The 18,730-nt window shown below is 64.3% G+C and carries 13 protein-coding genes; 9 read left to right on the top strand and 4 right to left on the bottom strand.

The window, feature by feature from the left end:
* Positions 1-191: 191 nt before the first annotated feature.
* On the bottom strand, positions 192-4,115 hold the full coding sequence (locus tag CXY71_RS09225) for a DNA-directed RNA polymerase subunit beta' (protein WP_104135341.1): 3,924 nt from the start codon (positions 4,113-4,115) through the stop codon (positions 192-194).
* A gap of 42 nt (positions 4,116-4,157) precedes the next feature.
* A complete protein-coding gene (gene rpoB, locus CXY71_RS09220; RefSeq protein ID WP_104135340.1) occupies positions 4,158-7,649 on the bottom strand; it encodes a DNA-directed RNA polymerase subunit beta in 3,492 nt (1,163 codons plus the stop codon).
* Positions 7,650-8,034: 385 nt separating this feature from the next.
* Between rpoB and CXY71_RS09215 the strand changes: the two genes are divergently transcribed.
* From CXY71_RS09215 to CXY71_RS09200, 4 genes are all read left to right on the top strand, one after another.
* Positions 8,035-8,919: a spermidine synthase gene (locus CXY71_RS09215; RefSeq protein WP_104135339.1), complete on the top strand. Its 885-nt coding sequence runs from the start codon at positions 8,035-8,037 to the stop codon at positions 8,917-8,919.
* A gap of 447 nt (positions 8,920-9,366) precedes the next feature.
* Complete coding sequence (locus CXY71_RS09210; RefSeq protein ID WP_233198227.1) at positions 9,367-9,849, top strand: hypothetical protein; 483 nt, start codon at positions 9,367-9,369, stop codon at positions 9,847-9,849.
* Between the two features lie 251 nt (positions 9,850-10,100).
* Positions 10,101-11,279, top strand: coding sequence for a sorbosone dehydrogenase family protein (locus CXY71_RS09205; protein WP_104135338.1), 1,179 nt, complete (start codon positions 10,101-10,103; stop codon positions 11,277-11,279).
* Between the two features lie 117 nt (positions 11,280-11,396).
* Complete coding sequence (locus CXY71_RS09200; protein ID WP_104135373.1) at positions 11,397-11,909, top strand: SprT-like domain-containing protein; 513 nt, start codon at positions 11,397-11,399, stop codon at positions 11,907-11,909.
* Positions 11,910-12,018: 109 nt separating this feature from the next.
* Here the strand turns inward: CXY71_RS09200 and CXY71_RS09195 are convergent, their stop codons facing one another.
* A complete protein-coding gene (locus tag CXY71_RS09195; RefSeq protein WP_104135337.1) occupies positions 12,019-13,284 on the bottom strand; it encodes a hypothetical protein in 1,266 nt (421 codons plus the stop codon).
* 82 nt (positions 13,285-13,366) lie between these two features.
* Positions 13,367-13,807 carry an EVE domain-containing protein gene (locus tag CXY71_RS09190; protein WP_104135336.1) on the bottom strand — a complete coding sequence of 147 codons (441 nt, stop codon included), beginning with the start codon at positions 13,805-13,807 and terminating at the stop codon, positions 13,367-13,369.
* A gap of 58 nt (positions 13,808-13,865) precedes the next feature.
* Between CXY71_RS09190 and CXY71_RS09185 the strand changes: the two genes are divergently transcribed.
* The 5 genes from CXY71_RS09185 to CXY71_RS09165 all read left to right on the top strand — a co-directional run bounded on the left by CXY71_RS09185 (position 13,866) and on the right by CXY71_RS09165 (position 18,683).
* A complete protein-coding gene (locus tag CXY71_RS09185) occupies positions 13,866-14,417 on the top strand; it encodes a hypothetical protein (protein ID WP_199184264.1) in 552 nt (183 codons plus the stop codon).
* Between the two features lie 88 nt (positions 14,418-14,505).
* The gene (locus CXY71_RS09180; protein WP_104135335.1) at positions 14,506-15,144 is read left to right on the top strand and encodes a DUF1684 domain-containing protein; all 639 of its coding nucleotides are present in this window, start codon (positions 14,506-14,508) and stop codon (positions 15,142-15,144) included.
* A 254-nt stretch (positions 15,145-15,398) separates the two neighbouring features.
* Positions 15,399-16,958, top strand: coding sequence for a DEAD/DEAH box helicase (locus CXY71_RS09175; protein ID WP_104135334.1), 1,560 nt, complete (start codon positions 15,399-15,401; stop codon positions 16,956-16,958).
* Positions 16,959-17,073: 115 nt separating this feature from the next.
* Complete coding sequence (locus CXY71_RS09170) at positions 17,074-17,565, top strand: GNAT family N-acetyltransferase (protein ID WP_104135333.1); 492 nt, start codon at positions 17,074-17,076, stop codon at positions 17,563-17,565.
* A gap of 128 nt (positions 17,566-17,693) precedes the next feature.
* On the top strand, positions 17,694-18,683 hold the full coding sequence (locus tag CXY71_RS09165) for a nucleoside hydrolase (RefSeq protein ID WP_233198228.1): 990 nt from the start codon (positions 17,694-17,696) through the stop codon (positions 18,681-18,683).
* Positions 18,684-18,730 lie beyond the last annotated feature (47 nt).

Raw genomic sequence — 18,730 nt, 5'->3', positions numbered from 1 at the left:
CAGGAGTTCGATCAGGGTGATTGCCGATTCCGCCTCTGTCACAGGGGATCGCGCACTGTCGGTCACGGGGCATCCAGCGGAATGAGGGTTTCGGCGGCGGCTAGCCCCGGGCATCCACTTGCCAGGTCGTGCACGTTAACGACGGATGGCCCCTGCCGAAGCAGGGGCCATCCGTTTAGAACGGGTGGGTATTAGTTATACGTACCCGGAGTCAGGTCATCCGACGAGAAGCTGTCGAAGTCGACGAAGCTCAGGTCACCCTCGTTGAACGACGCATCTTCGGTGAAGATGCGGTTCGGGTAACGCTCAGCCTTGGCTTCTTCCGTTGCCTCGACGGTGACGTCGCGGTATCGGGGAAGGCCGGTGCCGGCGGGGATCAACTTACCGATGATGACGTTCTCCTTGAGGCCCATCAGCGGGTCGCTCTTGCCTTCCATGGCCGCCTGGGTCAGAACCCGGGTGGTCTCCTGGAAGGAAGCGGCCGACAGCCAGGACTCGGTCGCCAGCGATGCCTTGGTGATACCCATGACCTCCTGGCGAGCGGATGCCGTCTTCTTGCCCTCGGTGAGCGCGGTGCGGTTGAGGTCGTTGTACTTCAACCGGTCAACGAGCTCGCCCGGGAGCAATCCGGTGTCTCCGTGTTCGACGACGGTCACCTTGCGAAGCATCTGGCGAACGATGACCTCGATGTGCTTGTCGTGAATCGGTACACCCTGCGAACGGTAGACCTCCTGCACACCGGAGACGAGGTGCTTCTGCACCGCGCGAACACCCTTGACGCGAAGAACTTCCTTCGGGTCGACGGCGCCGATGATGATCTGCTGTCCGAGTTCAACGTGCTGACCGTCTTCGACGAGCAGGGTTGAACGTTTGAGCACCGGGTAGGCGATCGCTTCGTCACCGTTGTCAGGAATCAGGATGACCTTGCGGCCCTTGTCCGAATCCTCGATGGTGATACGTCCGGCGGAGTCGACGATGGGAGACGCACCCTTGGGGGTACGTGCTTCGAAGAGCTCCTGAACACGCGGCAGACCCTGGGTGATGTCGTCAGCGGATGCCGACCCACCCGTGTGGAAGGTACGCATGGTCAGCTGGGTGCCGGGCTCACCGATGGACTGCGCGGCGATAATACCAACGGCCTCACCGATGTCGACAAGCTGGCCCGTGGCGAGCGACCGGCCGTAGCAGACCGCACACACACCGACGGCAGACTCACAGGTCAGTACGGAACGCACCTTGATGGTTTCGACGCCACCGGCAATGAGCTTCGCGATGAGCACGTCTCCGACGTCGTCTCCGGCGTCAGCGATGACCTCACCGGCAGCGTTGACCGCGGCTGCGGCCAGGCTGCGAGCGTAGACCGCGTTCTCGACGTTGAAGTCGACCAGGAGACCGCCGTCTTCGCCCCGCAGGAGCGCACCGGTCGTGGCATCGGTTCCGGCAATGGGCAGTTCAAGGCCCTTCGTCGTTCCACAGTCATCTTCACGGATGATGACATCTTGCGAAACGTCCACCAGACGACGGGTGAGGTACCCCGAGTCGGCGGTACGCAGAGCCGTGTCGGCCAGACCCTTACGAGCACCGTGAGTAGCAATAAAGTACTCGGCGACGGACAGGCCTTCGCGGTAGCTCGAGATGATCGGGCGAGGGATGATCTCACCCTTCGGGTTGTTCACGAGGCCTCGCATGCCGGCGATGTTACGCACTTGCAGCCAGTTACCACGAGCACCAGAGGTCACCATGCGGTTGATGGTGTTGTCGGCCGGGAAGTTCGCCTGCATCGCTGCGGCGACATCTTCCGTAGCGCGAGTCCAGATCTGGATGAGCTCCTGGCGACGCTCGAGGTCGGTCGTCAGACCCTTGTCGAACTGGCCCTGAACCTTGGCAGCCTGCTTCTCGTAGCCGGCGACGATCTCCTTCTTGTTCGGAGGAGTCAAAATGTCGCTGAGCGCAACGGTCACACCGGAACGGGTTGCCCAGTAGAAACCGGCATCCTTGATCCGGTCGAGGGTTGCAGCGACCTCAACCTTGACGTACCGCTCCGCGAGGTCGTTGACGATGGTCGACATGGTGACCTTGTTGGCAACGTCTTCGAAGTACGGGTAGTCAGCCGGAAGCGCTTCGTTGAATATGGCGCGACCGAGGCTCGTAGTGACCAGAACGGTGCCGACAGCCTGGCCGTTGACCAGTTCGACACCATCGGGCTGCGTGCCCTCGGTGAAGAACTTGTCGGTCAGGCGAATGCGCACCTTGGCGTTCAGGTCGAGCGTCTTCTGGTCGAACGCGAGAATCGCCTCGGACACGGTGGAGAACGCGCGGCCTTCTCCGACCACACCTTCCTTCATCGTGGTGAGGTGGTGCAGACCGATGATCATGTCCTGGGTGGGCAGGGTCACCGGGCGGCCATCGGACGGCTTGAGGATGTTGTTCGAAGCGAGCATCAAGATGCGAGCCTCGGCCTGGGCTTCAACCGACAACGGCAGGTGCACGGCCATCTGGTCACCGTCGAAGTCGGCGTTGAACGCCGCGCAGACGAGCGGGTGCAGCTGGATCGCCTTTCCCTCAACGAGCTGAGGCTCGAAGGCCTGGATGCCCAAGCGGTGCAGGGTGGGTGCACGGTTGAGCATGACGGGGCGCTCGCGGATGATTTCCTCGAGCACGTCCCAGACCTGCGGACGGCTCCTCTCAACCATACGCTTGGCGGCCTTGATGTTCTGAGCGTGGCTCAGGTCGATCAGGCGCTTGATCACGAACGGCTTGAACAGCTCGAGTGCCATCTGCTTGGGCAGACCACACTGGTGCAGCTTGAGCTGCGGCCCGACCACGATGACCGAACGGCCGGAGTAGTCCACGCGCTTGCCGAGCAGGTTCTGGCGGAAACGACCCTGCTTTCCCTTGAGCATGTCGCTCAGGGACTTGAGGGCACGGTTACCGGTTCCGGTGACCGGGCGACCACGGCGACCGTTGTCGAACAGTGCGTCGACGGCCTCCTGCAGCATCCGCTTCTCGTTGTTGACAATGATCTCGGGAGCACCGAGGTCAAGCAGACGACGCAGACGGTTGTTGCGGTTGATCACACGACGGTAGAGGTCGTTGAGGTCGCTGGTAGCGAAGCGGCCACCGTCAAGCTGCACCATCGGGCGCAGTTCGGGCGGGAGCACTGGGACGACGTCGAGCACCATTCCGGCCGGTGAGTTGCCGGTCATGATGAACGCGTTGACTACGCGCAGACGCTTGATGGCACGGATCTTCTTCTGACCCTTGCCCTCGGCGATCTGCAGGTGCAGGTTTTCGCTCTCGGTGACCAGGTCGAAGGCTTCAAGGCGCTTCTTGATGGCTTCGGCGCCCATGAAGGCCTCGAAGTACATGCCGAAACGGTCTTGGAGCTCGTGGAAGACGGAGTCTTCCGGCTTCAGGTCGCCGACCTTGAGGGTGCGGAAGTCTTCCCACACGCGCTCGAGGTGAGCAACCTGCTCGTCCAGAGACTTGCGAATCTGGCCCATTTCCTTTTCGGCGGCGTCCTTGGTGCGCTTCTTCTGGTCGCTCTTTGCGCCTTCGGCCTCCAGCGCTGCGAGGTCGGTTTCGAGGCGCTGCAGGCGATCGGCGATGCGCGAGTCTCGGCTGGACTCGATGGTCTTGAGTTCGAGACGCAGCTCGTTCTCGAGGCCAGGCATGTCCTGGTGGCGACCGTCTTCATCCACCGTGATGACCATGTATGCGGCGAAGTAGATGACCTTTTCAAGGTCCTTCGGAGCCATGTCCAGCAGGTAACCGAGACGCGAGGGCACACCCTTGAAGTACCAGATGTGCGTGACCGGGGCAGCGAGTTCGATGTGACCCATGCGCTCACGGCGCACCGACGACTTCGTGACCTCTACACCGCAACGCTCGCAGACGATGCCTTTGAAGCGAACACGCTTGTACTTGCCACATGAGCATTCCCAGTCCCGTGAGGGTCCGAAGATCTGCTCACCGAACAGGCCGTCTTTTTCCGGCTTGAGCGTGCGGTAGTTGATGGTTTCGGGCTTCTTGACCTCACCGTGCGACCAACGACGGATGTCGTCTGCAGTAGCCAGGCCAATACGAAGCTCGTCAAATGTTGTTACATCGAGCAATTTCTCTCCTTGGAAAGTTTTCGAAGTTTCTTTGGACCGGGCTTAGATGTCGTCGATGGACGACGACTCAAACCGGGTGGAAATGTTGATGCCGAGTTCTTCCGCAGCACGGAACACCTCGTCATCCGTGTCGCGCAGGCTGACTGCGGTGCCATCGGCCGAGAGTACCTCGACGTTCAAGCAGAGCGACTGCATTTCCTTGATAAGAACCTTGAAGCTCTCGGGAATGCCGGGTTCCTGAATGTTCTCGCCCTTGACGATGGCTTCGTACACCTTGACACGGCCGAGGATATCGTCGCTCTTGATGGTCAGGAGTTCCTGTAGGGCATAAGCGGCTCCATATGCTTCGAGCGCCCACACCTCCATCTCACCGAAACGCTGTCCACCGAACTGCGCCTTACCACCCAGCGGCTGCTGCGTGATCATGGAGTACGGGCCGGTCGAGCGAGCGTGGATCTTGTCGTCGACGAGGTGGTGGAGCTTCAGGATGTACATGTATCCAACGGACACCGGCATCGGGAACGGTTCGCCGGAGCGACCGTCGAAGAGCTGGGTCTTTCCGGTGGAACCGATGAGGCGTTCGCCGTCGCGGGTCAGGGTCGTGGAGTCCAGGAGGCCCTCGATCTCGATCTCGAGCGCACCGTCGAATACCGGGGTGGCGACCTTCGTGCCGGGGGCGGCGCTGAAGGCGTGCTCCGGAAGACGAGCAGCCCATTTCGGCTTGCCCTCGACGTTCCAGCCCTGCTTCGCAATCCAGCCGAGGTGCGTTTCGAGCACCTGGCCGAAGTTCATGCGACCGGGGATACCGAGCGGGTTGAGGATGATGTCAACCGGGGTTCCGTCGGCGAGGAACGGCATGTCCTCGATCGGCAGAATACGGGAGATAACACCCTTGTTGCCGTGACGGCCGGCGAGCTTGTCACCCTCGGTGATCTTGCGCTTCTGAGCGATGAACACGACCACGCGCTGGTTGACGCCCGAGCCGAGCTCGTCGTCGCCGTCCTGCGAGTCGAACACCTTGACACCGATAATGGTGCCGCGCTCACCGTGGGGAACCTTGAGCGAGGTGTCGCGAACTTCGCGGCTCTTCTCGTTGAAGATGGCGCGCAGCAGGCGCTCCTCGGCAGACAGCTCGGTCTCGCCCTTCGGCGTGACCTTGCCGACGAGGATATCGCCGGGGCGAACCTCGGCTCCGATGCGAATGATGCCACGCTCGTCGAGGTCGGCGAGGAAGTCCGGAGACACGTTGGGAAGGTCGCGAGTGATCTCTTCCTTACCCAGCTTGGTGTCGCGGGCATCCACTTCGTACTCTTCGATGTGAATCGAGGAGAGGGTGTCGTCCTTGACCAGGTTCTGGCTCAGGATGATCGCGTCCTCGAAGTTGTAGCCTTCCCACGGCATGAATGCCACGAGCAGGTTCTTTCCGAGGGCGAGTTCTCCCTGGTCGGTGGCGGGTCCGTCGGCGATAACCTCGCCGGCTTCGATGCGCTCACCGGCGTTGACGATCACGCGGTGGTTAAAGCTCGTGCCTTGGTTGGAGCGCGAGAACTTGCGTAGGTAGTAGTCCTGCGTGCCGCCCTCATCGAGCTGGATGGTGACGACATCAGCCGACACCTCGGAGACCACACCGGGCTTCAGCGCGGTGAGCACGTCACCGGCGTCGATAGCCGTGTAGACCTCCATGCCGGTTCCGACGAGCGGGCTGTCGCTGAGCAGCAGCGGCACCGCCTGACGCTGCATGTTGGCACCCATGAGCGCACGGTTTGCATCGTCGTGCTCGAGGAACGGGATGAGGCTGGTCGCGACCGACACCATCTGGCGCGGCGAGACATCCATGTAGCCGATGTCTTCAGCGGGAACGAGGTCGACCTCGCCACCCTTCTTACGAGCAAGCACGCGGGTCTCGGCGAAGTGCGAGTCCTTGGTCAGTGGCGCGTTGGCCTGGGCGACGATGAAGTCGTCCTCTTCGCTCGCGGTGAGGTAGTCGATCGTCTCGGTGACCTTGTTGTTCAGCACACGACGGTACGGCGTCTCGATGAATCCGAACGCATTGATCTGCGCGAACGAGGCGAGCGAACCGATCAGGCCGATGTTCGGGCCCTCAGGAGTCTCGATGGGACACATGCGGCCGTAGTGCGAGGGGTGAACGTCTCGCACCTCGACGCCGGCGCGGTCACGGGACAATCCACCCGGGCCCAGCGCGGACAGGCGACGCTTGTGCGTGAGGCCTGCGAGCGGGTTGTTCTGGTCCATGAACTGCGAGAGCTGCGACGTGCCGAAGAACTCCTTGATCGCGGCGACGACAGGGCGCACGTTGATCAAGGTCTGCGGGGTGATCGCTTCGATGTCCTGTGTGGTCATGCGCTCGCGAACGACGCGCTCCATGCGGGACAGACCGGTACGCACCTGATTCTGGATGAGCTCGCCAACAGCACGGATCCGACGGTTACCGAAGTGGTCGATGTCGTCGATGTCGATGTTAATGTCGGTCATCTTGCCGTCGCGCAGACCCGGAAGGGTGGTCTGGTTGTCGTGCAGTGCCACGAGGTACTTGATGGTGGCCAGGATGTCTGTCAGCGTCAGTACGGAGTCACTCAGCGGAGCTTCGAGGCCGAGCTTGCGGTTGATCTTGTAACGACCAACCTTGGCCAGATCGTAGCGCTTGGAGTTGAAGAAGAAGTTGTCGAGCAGCGCACGCGCAGCCTCGGCGGCAACCTGCTCGCCGGGCCGAAGCTTGCGGTAGATGTCCTTGAGGGCTTCTTCCTTGGTGAGGATGTTGTCCTTCTCGAGGGTGAGCTCGATGGACGCGTAGCCCTTGAACTCTTCGAGAATCTGCTCGCTGGTGAGGCCGAGAGCCTTCAGGAACACGGTCACGGACTGCTTGCGTTTGCGGTCGATGCGCACGCCAACTTGGTCGCGCTTGTCGATCTCGAATTCAAGCCAAGCACCACGGCTCGGGATGACACGGGCGGAGTAGATGTCCTTGTCAGACGTCTTCTCCTGCTCACGGTTGAAGTACACGCCCGGGGAACGCACCAGCTGCGACACGACGACACGCTCGGTGCCGTTGATCACGAAGGTGCCCTTGGGGGTCATCAACGGGAAGTCGCCCATGAACACGGTCTGAGTCTTGATCTCACCGGTGAGGTGGTTCATGAACTCAGCATTCACGTAGAGGGGTGCAGAGTAGGTCTTACCCTTTTCCTTGCACTCGTCAATGGTGTACTTCTCCGGCTCGAGCTCCGGGTTGGTGAAGGACAACTGCATCGTTTCGCCGAGGTCCTCGATGGGAGAGATCTCCTCGAAGATCTCATCGAGCCCGGTGCGATTCGGCAGGTCCTGGCGTCCGGCAGCTTGGGCTTCGGCGATGCGAGCCTTCCAGATGTCGTTGCCGACGAGCCAGTCGAAGCTCTCGGTCTGCAAAGCAAGCAGATCCGGAACGTTCAAGTGGTCGCTGATCTTTGCGAACGACAGACGCTCGTGCGAGCGGCCGTTCTTGGGTGAGTTGGTGGTTGCGTTGCGCGCAGCAGCCAAGGAAATAACCTCCGTGGACCCCGTCAGGTCTAGTTACTGTTATTGGTGATGACTCCGCAGACCCTCATAAGAGGTGTGCCTCAAGGTGGCTTGAACACGCAAAGCCGACCGCAATATGAAGGCATAGTTTGTCTGGGAGCGCAAGGATCAACTATATGCCCCCATTCGCGTCATGTCCACCCAATTGTTGCAAATCTGCAAACTCTCAGGTATAACACCCTCTTTTTCATCCCACGCCGCTTCTTCGCCGCTTCTTCGCCGATTCTTCGCCGATTCTCGCGGAAGCGGGTACGCGGTTGGTTCACGAGGCTGAGCCAACCGTTTACCCGCTTTCGCGAAACGAATGCTGCGGCGTGGGCACGCTGACAAGGCGCAGACTAGGACGATGAGTACTGGGCGTAAGGGTGAGGTGGCAGAGGGGCATCCGTCTGTCGTGTTGAAGTTGAGCGGACACACTGCGGTGATCGAACCTGACCGGTTCACCCCGGGCAGCTTTCAGCTCGTGGTCGACGGCACGCCGCAGTCCCACGTGAACATCGATCACCCGGATGAGCTGTTTTTCGAGTACATCCAGCGCATCGGGCACGTCATCGACCTGCTCGGCGACCCGCACGAGCCGATCACGGCCGTGCACCTCGGGGCCGGCGCCCTCACCCTGCCGCGCTACGTCGAGGCGACCCGGCCGGGCTCGCGCCAGCAGGTGGTCGAAATCGAGAGCGATCTGATCGACCTGGTGCGTTCTGTGCTGCCCTGGGACAAGCGCGCCCAGCTGCGCGTGCGACACGGCGATGCCCGCGAGGTGCTCGGCAAGCTTCCGGCCGGGCTGCACGGCGCGGTCGACCTCGTCGTGGTCGACATCTTCTCGGGGGCGCGCACCCCGAAGCACGTCACAAGCCGCGAGTTCTTCGCGCTCGCCGCCCCGCTGCTGTCGCCCCGCGGCGTGCTCGCCGTCAACGTAGCGGATGGCCCCGGCCTCGCATTCGCGCGCGGCCAGGCCACAACCCTCTCCGCGGTGTTTCCGCACGTGATCGGTTTCGCCGAGACGCAGGTGCTCAAGGGTCGCCGGTTCGGCAACATCGTGTTCATCGCGGCGCACACGCCGATCGACCTCAACTGGATTCCACGGCTGCTCGCGAACGGCCCCCACCCGGCGAAGGTGATCGAGGGCACCGAACTCAAGCAGTTCATGGCCGGTTCGCTCGTGGCGACCGACGAGACGTCGACGCAGTCGCCGCTGCCCGGCCGCACGGTCTTTCAGATCGGGCACTAGCCCGGCGTCCCTGTGGCTAATTCAGGACAAGTGCGCGGCGATGGGCGCGGCATCCACTGATCTGGCGGGGGTGACACAATCAGCGCGGCAGATTTCCTGAATAAGCCACCGTGCCCGCGCCAGCGTGCCCGCGCCAGCGACCATTGGCGACCGGCGACCGGCGACCGGCGACCGGCGCCAGATTCTCGTCGGGCTGGGGGCTAATTCAGGAGCGATGCGCGAAGCCCCTGGCTGCATCCACTGATCTGGCGAGGGTGACACGACCAGCGCGGCGGATTTCCTGAATAAGCCACGGGCAGGCGGGCACGCTGGCGACCGGAGGCCCGCGGGCGGCGGTATTCTAGGGGCACCCGTCAATTCTCCGCGCGGCCGCGGCCGCCTTCGTCATTACAGGAACACACCCTGAGTTTCATCATCGGTTACGACCCCATCACCCTGCGCGAGAAAGTGGACCTCCAGGCGGCCGGTGAGCGGCTTGAAGAACTCGGGACACTGCGCAGCCTCGCCGCGCTGAACGAAAAGGTCGCCCTGCTGCGCCTCGTTGGCCGGCTCGATGAGGCCTGGGAGGTTGCCAACGAGGCCGTCCGCCAGTCGCGCTTCACCGGCAACAGGGAGCAGGCGGTGGCCAGTCGCATCCGTCGTGCACAGGTTTTGCAGTTTCAGGGCAAGCTCGTCGAGGCAGCGAGCGAGCTGACTCATTGCATTCTCGACTCCGAGGTGCACGAGTGGACCCGCCTCGCCGCCTACGGCCGCCAGCACCGCGGCAAGGTGTATTTCGACCAGGGCAATCTCGAGGGTGCACTCGCGGACTTCACCGCAGCGGTGTTTCTGCGCGAGAAAGACGGCGCCGACGCCGACGAACTCGACAGCTCGCTGCTGGCCGTTGCCGTGGTCGAGTCGCACATCGCGGCCCGCGACGCGCAGAGCTGATCGCTGTGCATAACTCCGGCAATTTGTTGCCGGTGACCAGAACATCCGCGCAAATTTCGCGGCACCCGCTTCTCGCCTGCAGAATTTGCAGGAGTTATGCGCACTCTCTGCCCGGTAATTGCCGCCGGGCGAATGCCAGACCTCGTACCGGTGGTAAAGCGGCGCCGCGCCGCTCGGCAAGTCCCGGTCGAGTACTGGCCGCCCAGTGCGATGTGCGGCATGCTGTGTTCAGCACGAAGGCGAGGTGACTAATGACAAATCAGACTTTTTGGCGATGGCGTGCGATCGTCACGGCTTCGCTGGTGGCGGTGGCGCTGGCCGCCTGCAGCGCGGAGGCGCCCCGGACTACGCCCGCATCGTCGACTCCGGCCCAGCCAACACCGACGGCTACCGCCACGGACGAAGGCCAACCCGCGCCGGTGCATCCGGTCGGCGAACCGGTCGTGATCGCAACGGGACTTCAAGCTCCCTGGTCGATTCTGCGGCTGCCCACTGGCGCCACGCTCGTCAGCGAGCGCGACACAACCAGGGTTCGAGAGTTACTGCCCGACGGCAGCCTGCGCGACGCCGGCACGGTGTCGGCAGCGCAGCCGAGCGGTGAGGGCGGGCTGCTCGGCCTCACTTTTCTGGCCGACACGGCGGCCCCCGGCGGTGCGGGCTGGGTCTACGCCTACTTCTCCACGGCCTCCGACAACCGCATCGAACGGATGCCGTTGGCCGGCTCCCCCGGCAACCACACCCTCGGAGCGCCCACCCTCGTGCTCGACTCGATCCCCCGAGCCGGCAATCACAACGGTGGGCGCCTCGCGTTCGGCCCAGACGGGCTGCTCTACGCCACGGTCGGGGACGCCGGAGACACTGCCAATTCCCAGGACTTGGACTCGCTCGGCGGCAAGATTTTACGAATGACACCGACCGGTACCGCGCCAGAGGATAATCCGTTCGGCACGCTGGTGTACTCGTTCGGGCATCGGAACCCGCAGGGCCTGGCCTGGGATTCCCGCGGCCAGCTATGGGCGAGCGAGTTCGGCCAGAACACTTGGGACGAACTCAACCGCATCGTTCCCGGCGGCAACTACGGCTGGCCGCTGGTCGAGGGCCAGGTCGGCGACCCGGCGTATCTCGACCCGGAACGTCAGTGGTCGACCGACGAAGCTAGCCCGAGCGGCATCGCCATTGTGAATGACACCATCTTCCTGGCGAGCCTGCGCGGCCAGCGCTTATGGAGTATTCCGATTCTGAGCGCCTCCTCCACCGACACCTCCACCGAGTGGTTTGTCAACGGATACGGCCGGTTGCGCGACGTGGTGTCGGGGCCGGCTGGCACACTGTGGTTTGTGAGTAATAACACGGATGGCCGCGGTTTCCCGGCGGAAGGCGACGACCGGCTGTACGCAGTTAATTTGAGCCGTGTGGGGGTGGCACCTTGATGTTCTTGATGTCTGACCTCGCACCCGATGGTGGCGCGGGAACGGTGGCGCCCTCGTGATGCAGGCGTCCGATCTCGCGCCGACGCGCAATTGCTGCGTGGGAACGGTGACGCCCTGATGGCCGATCTCGCCCAGGTGCGACGATGGGCCGACGCGCTTATCGTGCTGCACCTCGACCCCAACTGGACCTTCGGCTTCGACAACGCCAAGAAGCGGGCCGGCCTGTGCAATTTCAGCGCGAAACACATCACCGTGTCGCGCTACCTCGCCGCGCGTTATGCCGACGACGACGTGCACCAGATTCTGTTGCACGAACTCGCGCATGCCCTGGCCGGGCCGCGCGCCGGGCATGGTCCGCGCTGGAAGAAGATAGCCCACGACCTCGGCTACGATGGCAAGCGCACCCACGATGGTGAGATCGCCAACGAGCTCGCTCCCTGGGTGGGTCTCTGCCCCGCCGGACACACCCATTTTCGGTATCGGAAGCCCACCCGGCCGCTAGGCTGTGGACTCTGCGCCCGCCGGTTTGATCAGGCCCACGCCATCAGCTGGCTGCAGCGCGAAATTACGCCGGCGATCCGGCGTCGGGCCGCAGCCTCGGCCGGTCCTCGGCTTCCGCCGTTCGGCTGACCGACGTTCAGCGCCCGCGGGTCAACACCCTGGGCTCAGCGCCCGCGGGTCAGCGCCCAGACGTTCAGCGCCGGCACAGTCGGCGCCCACAAGGTCGGCGCCCACAAGGTCAGTGCACGTCGTAGCGGGCGAGGGCGTCGGCATCCGTGGCGTGCATCATCGCTCGACGAGCGGTGTCCAGTGCGGTCACTGGGTCGGCCTCGGCCACGGCGAGCGCGAGCTGCCGTTCAGACTCGGCCAAACGAGTGCGCGCGGCGGCCTGCACCCGACCGCGATGGGCGGCCACAAAGTCGCGGGTGATTGTAATCTGGCTGCGGGCGGTGAGCAGCGCCCCGGCCAGGGCGGTGCGGGCGTTCTCGAGCCGCAACTGCCGATTGCGTGCCTCAGAACGGATGCTGTCCAGCCCGTTCATCGCCGCCTCCAGCTTCACGAGATCCGAGGATGGGTCGCTGAGCCTCCCGGGCTCCCGCAACGACGCCTGCACGGCGGCCGCCTCGGTGATGACGAGGTTCAGGGACGCGCTGGTGTCGGATTCCTCGTGACCATCGCGCAGGGCGCGCGCCTGCGCGAGTTCCGAGCCGGCAGCATCCAGTGCCTGCTGCAGGTTCGCGAAACCGCGGTGCAGTTGGTCCTCACCGGTTTCAATCGCGTCGAGCAGTTGTGTCGCCTGAAACAGGGAGTGCTCGGCAGCCTGCAGCCGCTCCCCCACCGGTTCGGACGACGCGGCCTCGAGGCGCGCAGCGGCAGTATCGGCGGTAGCCACGGCCAGGTCGAGTGCGGTTTGCGCCCGCAGAACGTTGCCGCTGATTGGGGCGAGCGCCGGTGGCAAATAACTCAAGCCGAGCCGGGCGAGCGTGTTCGCTCCACCGGCGACCCGATCGAACACGCGATCGAGGCGTCGGCGCAGTTCGTCGAGTTGCTGCGGCGCGTTGCGTTCCACGCCGCGCTTGGCGGTGAAATTACGCGCCTGGCCGGTCAGCCGGCCGGTGGCCTCATCGGCGAGCTGGATGATCTGCTGGTTCCAGCGGGTACGCTCGGCAGCTGTGTCTGGCACGGCGTCGTCGAGCTTTTGCTGCAGCGCGAAGGCATCGCTGAGCTGGCGTTTCGACGTGCTGAGCGCCCTGGCGAACTCCCGCGCCCGGGATTCGCCGAACTGCGCGATGGCGAAGCCGAGCTCATCGGTCGCGTCCTGCACCAGATCGTCGGCGCGCACCAGACTGATATTCGCGCTGCGGGCCAGCTCGGCGGCCTCGGCGCTCACCTGATCGATTCGAGCCCGGGTGCGCCGCCGCGAAGCTGCCACCAGCGCCCAGACTCCGGCCAACACGAGGCCGATGACGATGACCGAGGGTACCCACCAGAGATCGCCATTCATAGCCGTGAGTCTAATGAGGGTTGCTGGGCGACCGGACCCGACGCGCTACCGCCCCCGCTATCGGCACCGAGCCAGCGTGCCCCTACCGGTCGTCGGCAGAGGGTCGGCGCATCTGCTGCCGAATCATCTCGAAGTCGTGCCGGGAGATCTCCAGCATGCCGCGGCGCAGCTGAAAGCCCCAATCCGGATTGCCTCGGGTCAGCTGCAGCACCGACAACAGCGGGCGGATGCTGGTGGGCCAGGCATCCAGATCGTAGTCGGCCCGGCGACGCCACGGCCGATACTCGTTCGCGGGGTCGCCGACCTGGTAGGCGTGGGCATCCGCTATTCGGCCAATCGCGGTGAATTCTTTGAGTGGATCGCCCTCGATCGCAGTTTTCGGCGAGTAGTAGACGATACCGTCGGCCTCGCCCATGTGCGAGATTAGGTCCCCGACGCCGCGGTTGGCGCGCGCGATGCCCAAATCGACACCGCGCAGCACGTGCTCGCGGTGCACCACAACGAGCCAGAACCGAATTGCCACACGTCATTTCTACCGCACGCAGTTGTACTGCATGCCACGCTCAGACCAAACTGGAACCATGCGCGTACTGCTGAAAGAGATCCTCGACTGCACACCGGATGCCGCCTGGCACGCAATCCACAGTCCCGCCGTTTTTCGGGAGGTGAGCAGCCCGTTCATGGCCGTCAAGTCCCTCGAAGCCGACGGCTTCCCCACCCGTTGGGAACCCGGCGAGCACCCCGCGGTGTTCTCCATGCTCGGCCTGGTGCCGATGGGAACCCAGATCATTCGGCTCGCCAACTCCACCCACCGGCTCGACGGGGTGCGCATTCTGCGCGACACCGGCCGCGGAGTATCCGGCGCCCTGAGTGCGGTCACCCTCTGGGATCACCGCATGGCAATCGCCCCCGACCCGGCCGACACCGGCAAAACGCTCTACCGTGACCAGCTTATTTTTCGCGGCCGCCCGGTCACGCTCGCGCTCTGGCCGACGTTCTGGGCATTTTGGCAGTGGCGGATGCTGCGGCTCAAGCACCTCGCGCCGACCTGGCAGCACGACGTCGGAATCGACGATTCGAACTTCGTGCCCCTGTCACAGCGTTCGGCACCCACCGAGACCGAAGATTACTAACGGATGCTTCAGCGCCATACCTTTCGCAGGCATCGCCGACCTACGACAGCCCTGCGCACGAGGTCGAGCGCGCGGTAGCGTAACCACCATGAGTTCTTCTCTGGGTGCCTTGCAGATCGCCGATTGGCGCCGCCGTGTCACCGGCCTGTACGCGGGGGTGCGCCAGCTCAATGTGCACAGCCCGAAAAGCGGGCATGAGCTGTGGCGGTCGGGGCGTGATGAACTGTTTGCGGGGCATCCATCGTCGCCGCTGCTGCCCGACGATCGTTCGGCCTTCACCGGGCTACCCATTGCGGCCTACGACCCGGACTGGCGGTTCGAGGCCCGGGTGCACCGCGCTGAGCAGCCGTACCGCCTGAATGTGGAGACCGGAACCGATGGAACGGTGCCGTTCGACCTGGTGGGTACCGTGCGGCTACCCTACCTCGGTTCGCTCGATATCTGGCGGCTCACGAGCTATGGCGGCGGGCTGTTCCTGCCGCTGAAAGACGCTCTGGCCGGCAAAAGCGATGGAACTTACGGGGGCGGACGCTACCTGCTCGACACCATCAAGGGGGCCGATCTCGGCCCCGGCGTCGACGACGACACCCTCATTCTCGACTTCAACTTCGCCTACAACCCCTCCTGCGCCTACGATCCAATGTGGGCCTGTCCGCTGCCGCAAAGCGGCAATGTCATCGACGTCGAGGTGCCCGTCGGCGAGCTGTACCACGGCGACCACTCGTAGCGGCCAGCGAGCCGATTTGACAGCATCCGCTAGAGTGGGACTACTTGCGAGTGCGTAGTTGCGCTTGCTGCGTCGTAGAACGCCCTCTTCTCTATCCGGCGGCCCACCAAGGCTGATCTGATTTTTCGAATGAAACATTCTTACGGCGAACGGATGTGCCCCTCGGCACCTTCGCCATGTGAATCCTCCTGGTTTGGTTGCCGCTGCGCGGTAAACCGAACGGGCGAGGAGACTGATGCCTGAAAGGCACCACCTTGTCTACAACTTTCAGCACGCTCGGCGTGCCGGCCCCCCTGGTAAAGGTTCTCTCTTCACAGGGAATCGACACCGCCTTCCCGATTCAGGTCGACACCCTTCCTGACACCCTGAACGGCCGCGACGTGCTCGGCCGCGGCAAGACCGGCTCGGGCAAAACCCTGGCCTTCGCCATTCCGATGGTGTCTCGCCTCGGCGGCAACCTCGCCGGCGGCAAGCGTCGCCCCGGTCGCCCGCTCGGTCTGATCCTCGCGCCGACCCGCGAGCTCGCCACGCAGATCACCAACGCCATCACGCCGCTCGCCGAGGCTTACGGCCTCAACACCACCACCATCTTCGGTGGCGTCTCGCAGGGTCGTCAGGTCACCGCGCTCAAGGCCGGCGTCGACATCGTCGTGGCCTGCCCAGGTCGCCTCGAAGACCTCATGAAGCAGGGCTTCGTCAACCTCGACTCGGTCGAGATCACCGTGCTCGACGAGGCTGACCACATGGCCGACCTCGGCTTTCTGCCCGTCGTCACCCGCATTCTCGACAAGACGCCAGGCAATGGCCAGCGCATGCTGTTCTCCGCCACGCTCGACAACGGCGTGGACAAGATCGTCAAGCGTTTTCTGCACGACCCGGTGATGCACTCCGTCGACGAAGCCAACAGCCACGTCTCGGCCATGACCCACCACGTGTTCGAGGTCACCGGCGTCGACGCCAAGAAAGAGCTCGTGCAGAAGCTAGCGAGCGGCTCCGGCCGTCGCATCCTCTTCATGCGCACCAAGCACCAGGCCAAGAAGCTCGCCAAGAGCCTCACCGACGCCGGCATTCCCTCCGTCGACTTGCACGGAAACCTCTCGCAGGTGGCCCGCGACCGTAACCTCGCCGCGTTCAGCGCCGGCACCGTCAAGGTTCTCGTCGCAACGGATGTCGCCGCTCGCGGTGTGCACGTCGACGACATCGAACTCGTGATTCACGTTGACCCGCCGGCCGAGCACAAGGCTTACCTGCACCGCTCGGGCCGTACCGCCCGTGCCGGCAGCGCTGGTGACGTCGTCACCGTCGTGCTCCCCGAGCAGAAGCGCGACACCGACGCCCTGCTGCGCAAGGCCGCCATCAAGGTGACCCCGCAACGCGTTGACGCTTCCTCCCCCGCCGTCGACGCCCTCGTGGGCAACGTGGCCGCTTATGTCAAGCCCGCGCCCCGCGTCGAGGCGCCGCAGCAGCAGCGCCAGTCGCAAGGTGGTCGCTCCCAGGGTGGTCGCTCGCAGGGTGGCCGTTCAGATGGAGGCCGCGACGCCGGCGCCAGCCGTTCCGGTGGAAGCCAGGGCGGTGCCCGCACCGACCGTAACGACGGCGGCCGTGGCGCCAGCCGCGACTCGGCTTCGGCCGGTGGCGCGCGTCGTGAACGCTCCGGCCGTCCGGCCGGCGCTGCCACCAGCGCACCCCGTTCCGGTTCGGCCGCTGGCCGCTCGGGCGGAGCCCGAGTCGGCAGCCTTCAGGTCGGCGGACTCGTCCGCGGACCGAGCTCGGGTGGCGCTGGCCGCTCGGCTCCCCGCCGCTCGCAGGGCTAGCCAGCCAGCAGCATCCGTGTAAAGAAAGCGGGCCAGTCTCTTCGGAGCCCGGCCCGTTTTCTGCGCGCACCGCGACGTGTCAAGCGGCACCCGCAAACACGGATAGTGTCGAATCATGAACACCACCGTTGTCGTTCGATCCGTAGAAGAAGCCGATGCCGAAAGCCTGGGCCTCGTACACGCCGCCTGCTGGCATGAAACTTACGATCACCTGCTCAGCCAGGCCGCTCTGTCACAGTTGCGGCCCCAGCGCCTCGCCGCTCTCTGGCGCCGCTTCACGACCCAAGGTGCGGAATATCGCCAAAACGTCGTGCTCATCGATGGCGAGATCGTGGGCTTCGCTGGCAGCGGACCGACGCGCGACGGTGACCAGCCCACCCCGCACGAGTTGTTTTTTCTGTACCTGCTTGAGGCAAACCACGGCTCAGGCGTCGGCCAGAAACTGTTCGACTCTGTGGTCGACCCCGGTGCCTCGTCTCTATGGGTGGCCGCCGACAACCCCCGAGCGCACGCCTTCTATGCCCGCAACGGCTATCTGGCCGACGGCCTCGAGCGCAACGAAGAGGTGCTCGGCGAGACGCTGCACGAGGTGCGACTGGTTCGCTAGCAACCGGGCGGCGCTCCAGCCGCCCACTCGACGAGTCGCCCGCGGAGAAATTGCCGACCAGCGGTACGTTATGGCCCAAAACCCCTCAATGGGGTTTTGGGGCGCGGGGAAGCCCATAGGGTGAACGGATGACTATTTCCACGGCCGCCACCCCCGTCATCCTCGACGTCGACACCGGCGTCGACGACGCGCTGGCTATCCTGTTCGCCATCAAGCACCCCGCCATCAATGTGCTCGGCATCAGTTGTGTTGCGGGCAACGCCTCACTGGAACGCGTCGTCGATAACACCCTGCGCATTCTCGACGTCGCAGACGCTCCACTCGTGCCGGTCGCCGCCGGCGCCCGCCGCCCCCTGCTGGAGCCGGCCCGCTCGGCCGCACACGTGCACGGCGAAAGCGGCCTCGGCACGCTGCTGCTGCCGGCGACCGGCCGCAAGGCCGAGTCGATCAGCTCGATCGAGCTCATGCGCCGGCTCATTGTGGCCAGTCCGCGCCCGGTCACCCTGGTCGGGCTCGCCCCGCAAACCAACCTCGCCCTGCTGCTGCGCCAGTACCCCGAGTGTGCCGACAACATTGAGCGCATCGTCTTCATGGGCGGTTCGACCACGGTCGGTAACGCGACAGCGGTCGCCGAATTCAATGTCTGGCACGACCCGGAAGCCGCAGCGATCGTGCTCGATTCCGGAGTACCGACGTTCATGTACGGACTGGACGTGTTCAACCAGGTATCGATTGGTGAGCCTGTTGCTCTCGAGCTCCTGCGCAAAGAGTCGAATCTCGCGCAGGTCGTCGGCCGACTATTGAGCAACAGGGTCGCTCTCGGCGCTGGCCGCAACGCAGAATACACCGGACTCATTGGCGACGCTGGGGCGCTGTGCGCCCTTGTCGACCCGGATGGCGTGACCACCGAGATGCTACCCCTGCGCGTGCAGTTGTCCGGATACGGTCGCGGCCAGACCCTGGTCGACCAGCGCACGCATCCCGGCGAGGACATCGTGCACGGCCTGGCCAGCGAGTGGGAGGCCGCCGAGGTCGCGCTTGACGTCGACGTCGACCGCTACGCGCGCCTGTTTCTCAAGACGCTCGGCCTGAGTTCGGCGCTGCCCCAGCCCGTGTAGCGCGCCCGGTACAGTCCGAGCGGCTCGTGTATTCCGCACGCCCCGTC

Origin of the sequence: Cryobacterium sp. Y62 (assembly GCF_002929785.1) — a bacterium.
GTDB lineage: Bacteria > Actinomycetota > Actinomycetes > Actinomycetales > Microbacteriaceae > Cryobacterium.
This window is presented reverse-complemented; position numbering and strand designations above follow the sequence as displayed.

What these genes read in the sequence shown, in the direction of transcription:
- CXY71_RS09180 (WP_104135335.1), top strand. Translation starts at nt 14,506, where the DNA reads ATGAGTTCTTCTCTGGGTGCCTTGCAGATCGCCGATTGGCGCCGCCGT.
- CXY71_RS09170 (WP_104135333.1), top strand. Translation starts at nt 17,074, where the DNA reads ATGAACACCACCGTTGTCGTTCGATCCGTAGAAGAAGCCGATGCCGAA.
- CXY71_RS09185 (WP_199184264.1), top strand. Translation starts at nt 13,866, where the DNA reads ATGCGCGTACTGCTGAAAGAGATCCTCGACTGCACACCGGATGCCGCC.
- CXY71_RS09205 (WP_104135338.1), top strand. Translation starts at nt 10,101, where the DNA reads ATGACAAATCAGACTTTTTGGCGATGGCGTGCGATCGTCACGGCTTCG.
- CXY71_RS09195 (WP_104135337.1), bottom strand. Translation starts at nt 13,284, where the DNA reads ATGAATGGCGATCTCTGGTGGGTACCCTCGGTCATCGTCATCGGCCTC.
- CXY71_RS09215 (WP_104135339.1), top strand. Translation starts at nt 8,035, where the DNA reads ATGAGTACTGGGCGTAAGGGTGAGGTGGCAGAGGGGCATCCGTCTGTC.
- CXY71_RS09165 (WP_233198228.1), top strand. Translation starts at nt 17,694, where the DNA reads ATGACTATTTCCACGGCCGCCACCCCCGTCATCCTCGACGTCGACACC.
- CXY71_RS09200 (WP_104135373.1), top strand. Translation starts at nt 11,397, where the DNA reads ATGGCCGATCTCGCCCAGGTGCGACGATGGGCCGACGCGCTTATCGTG.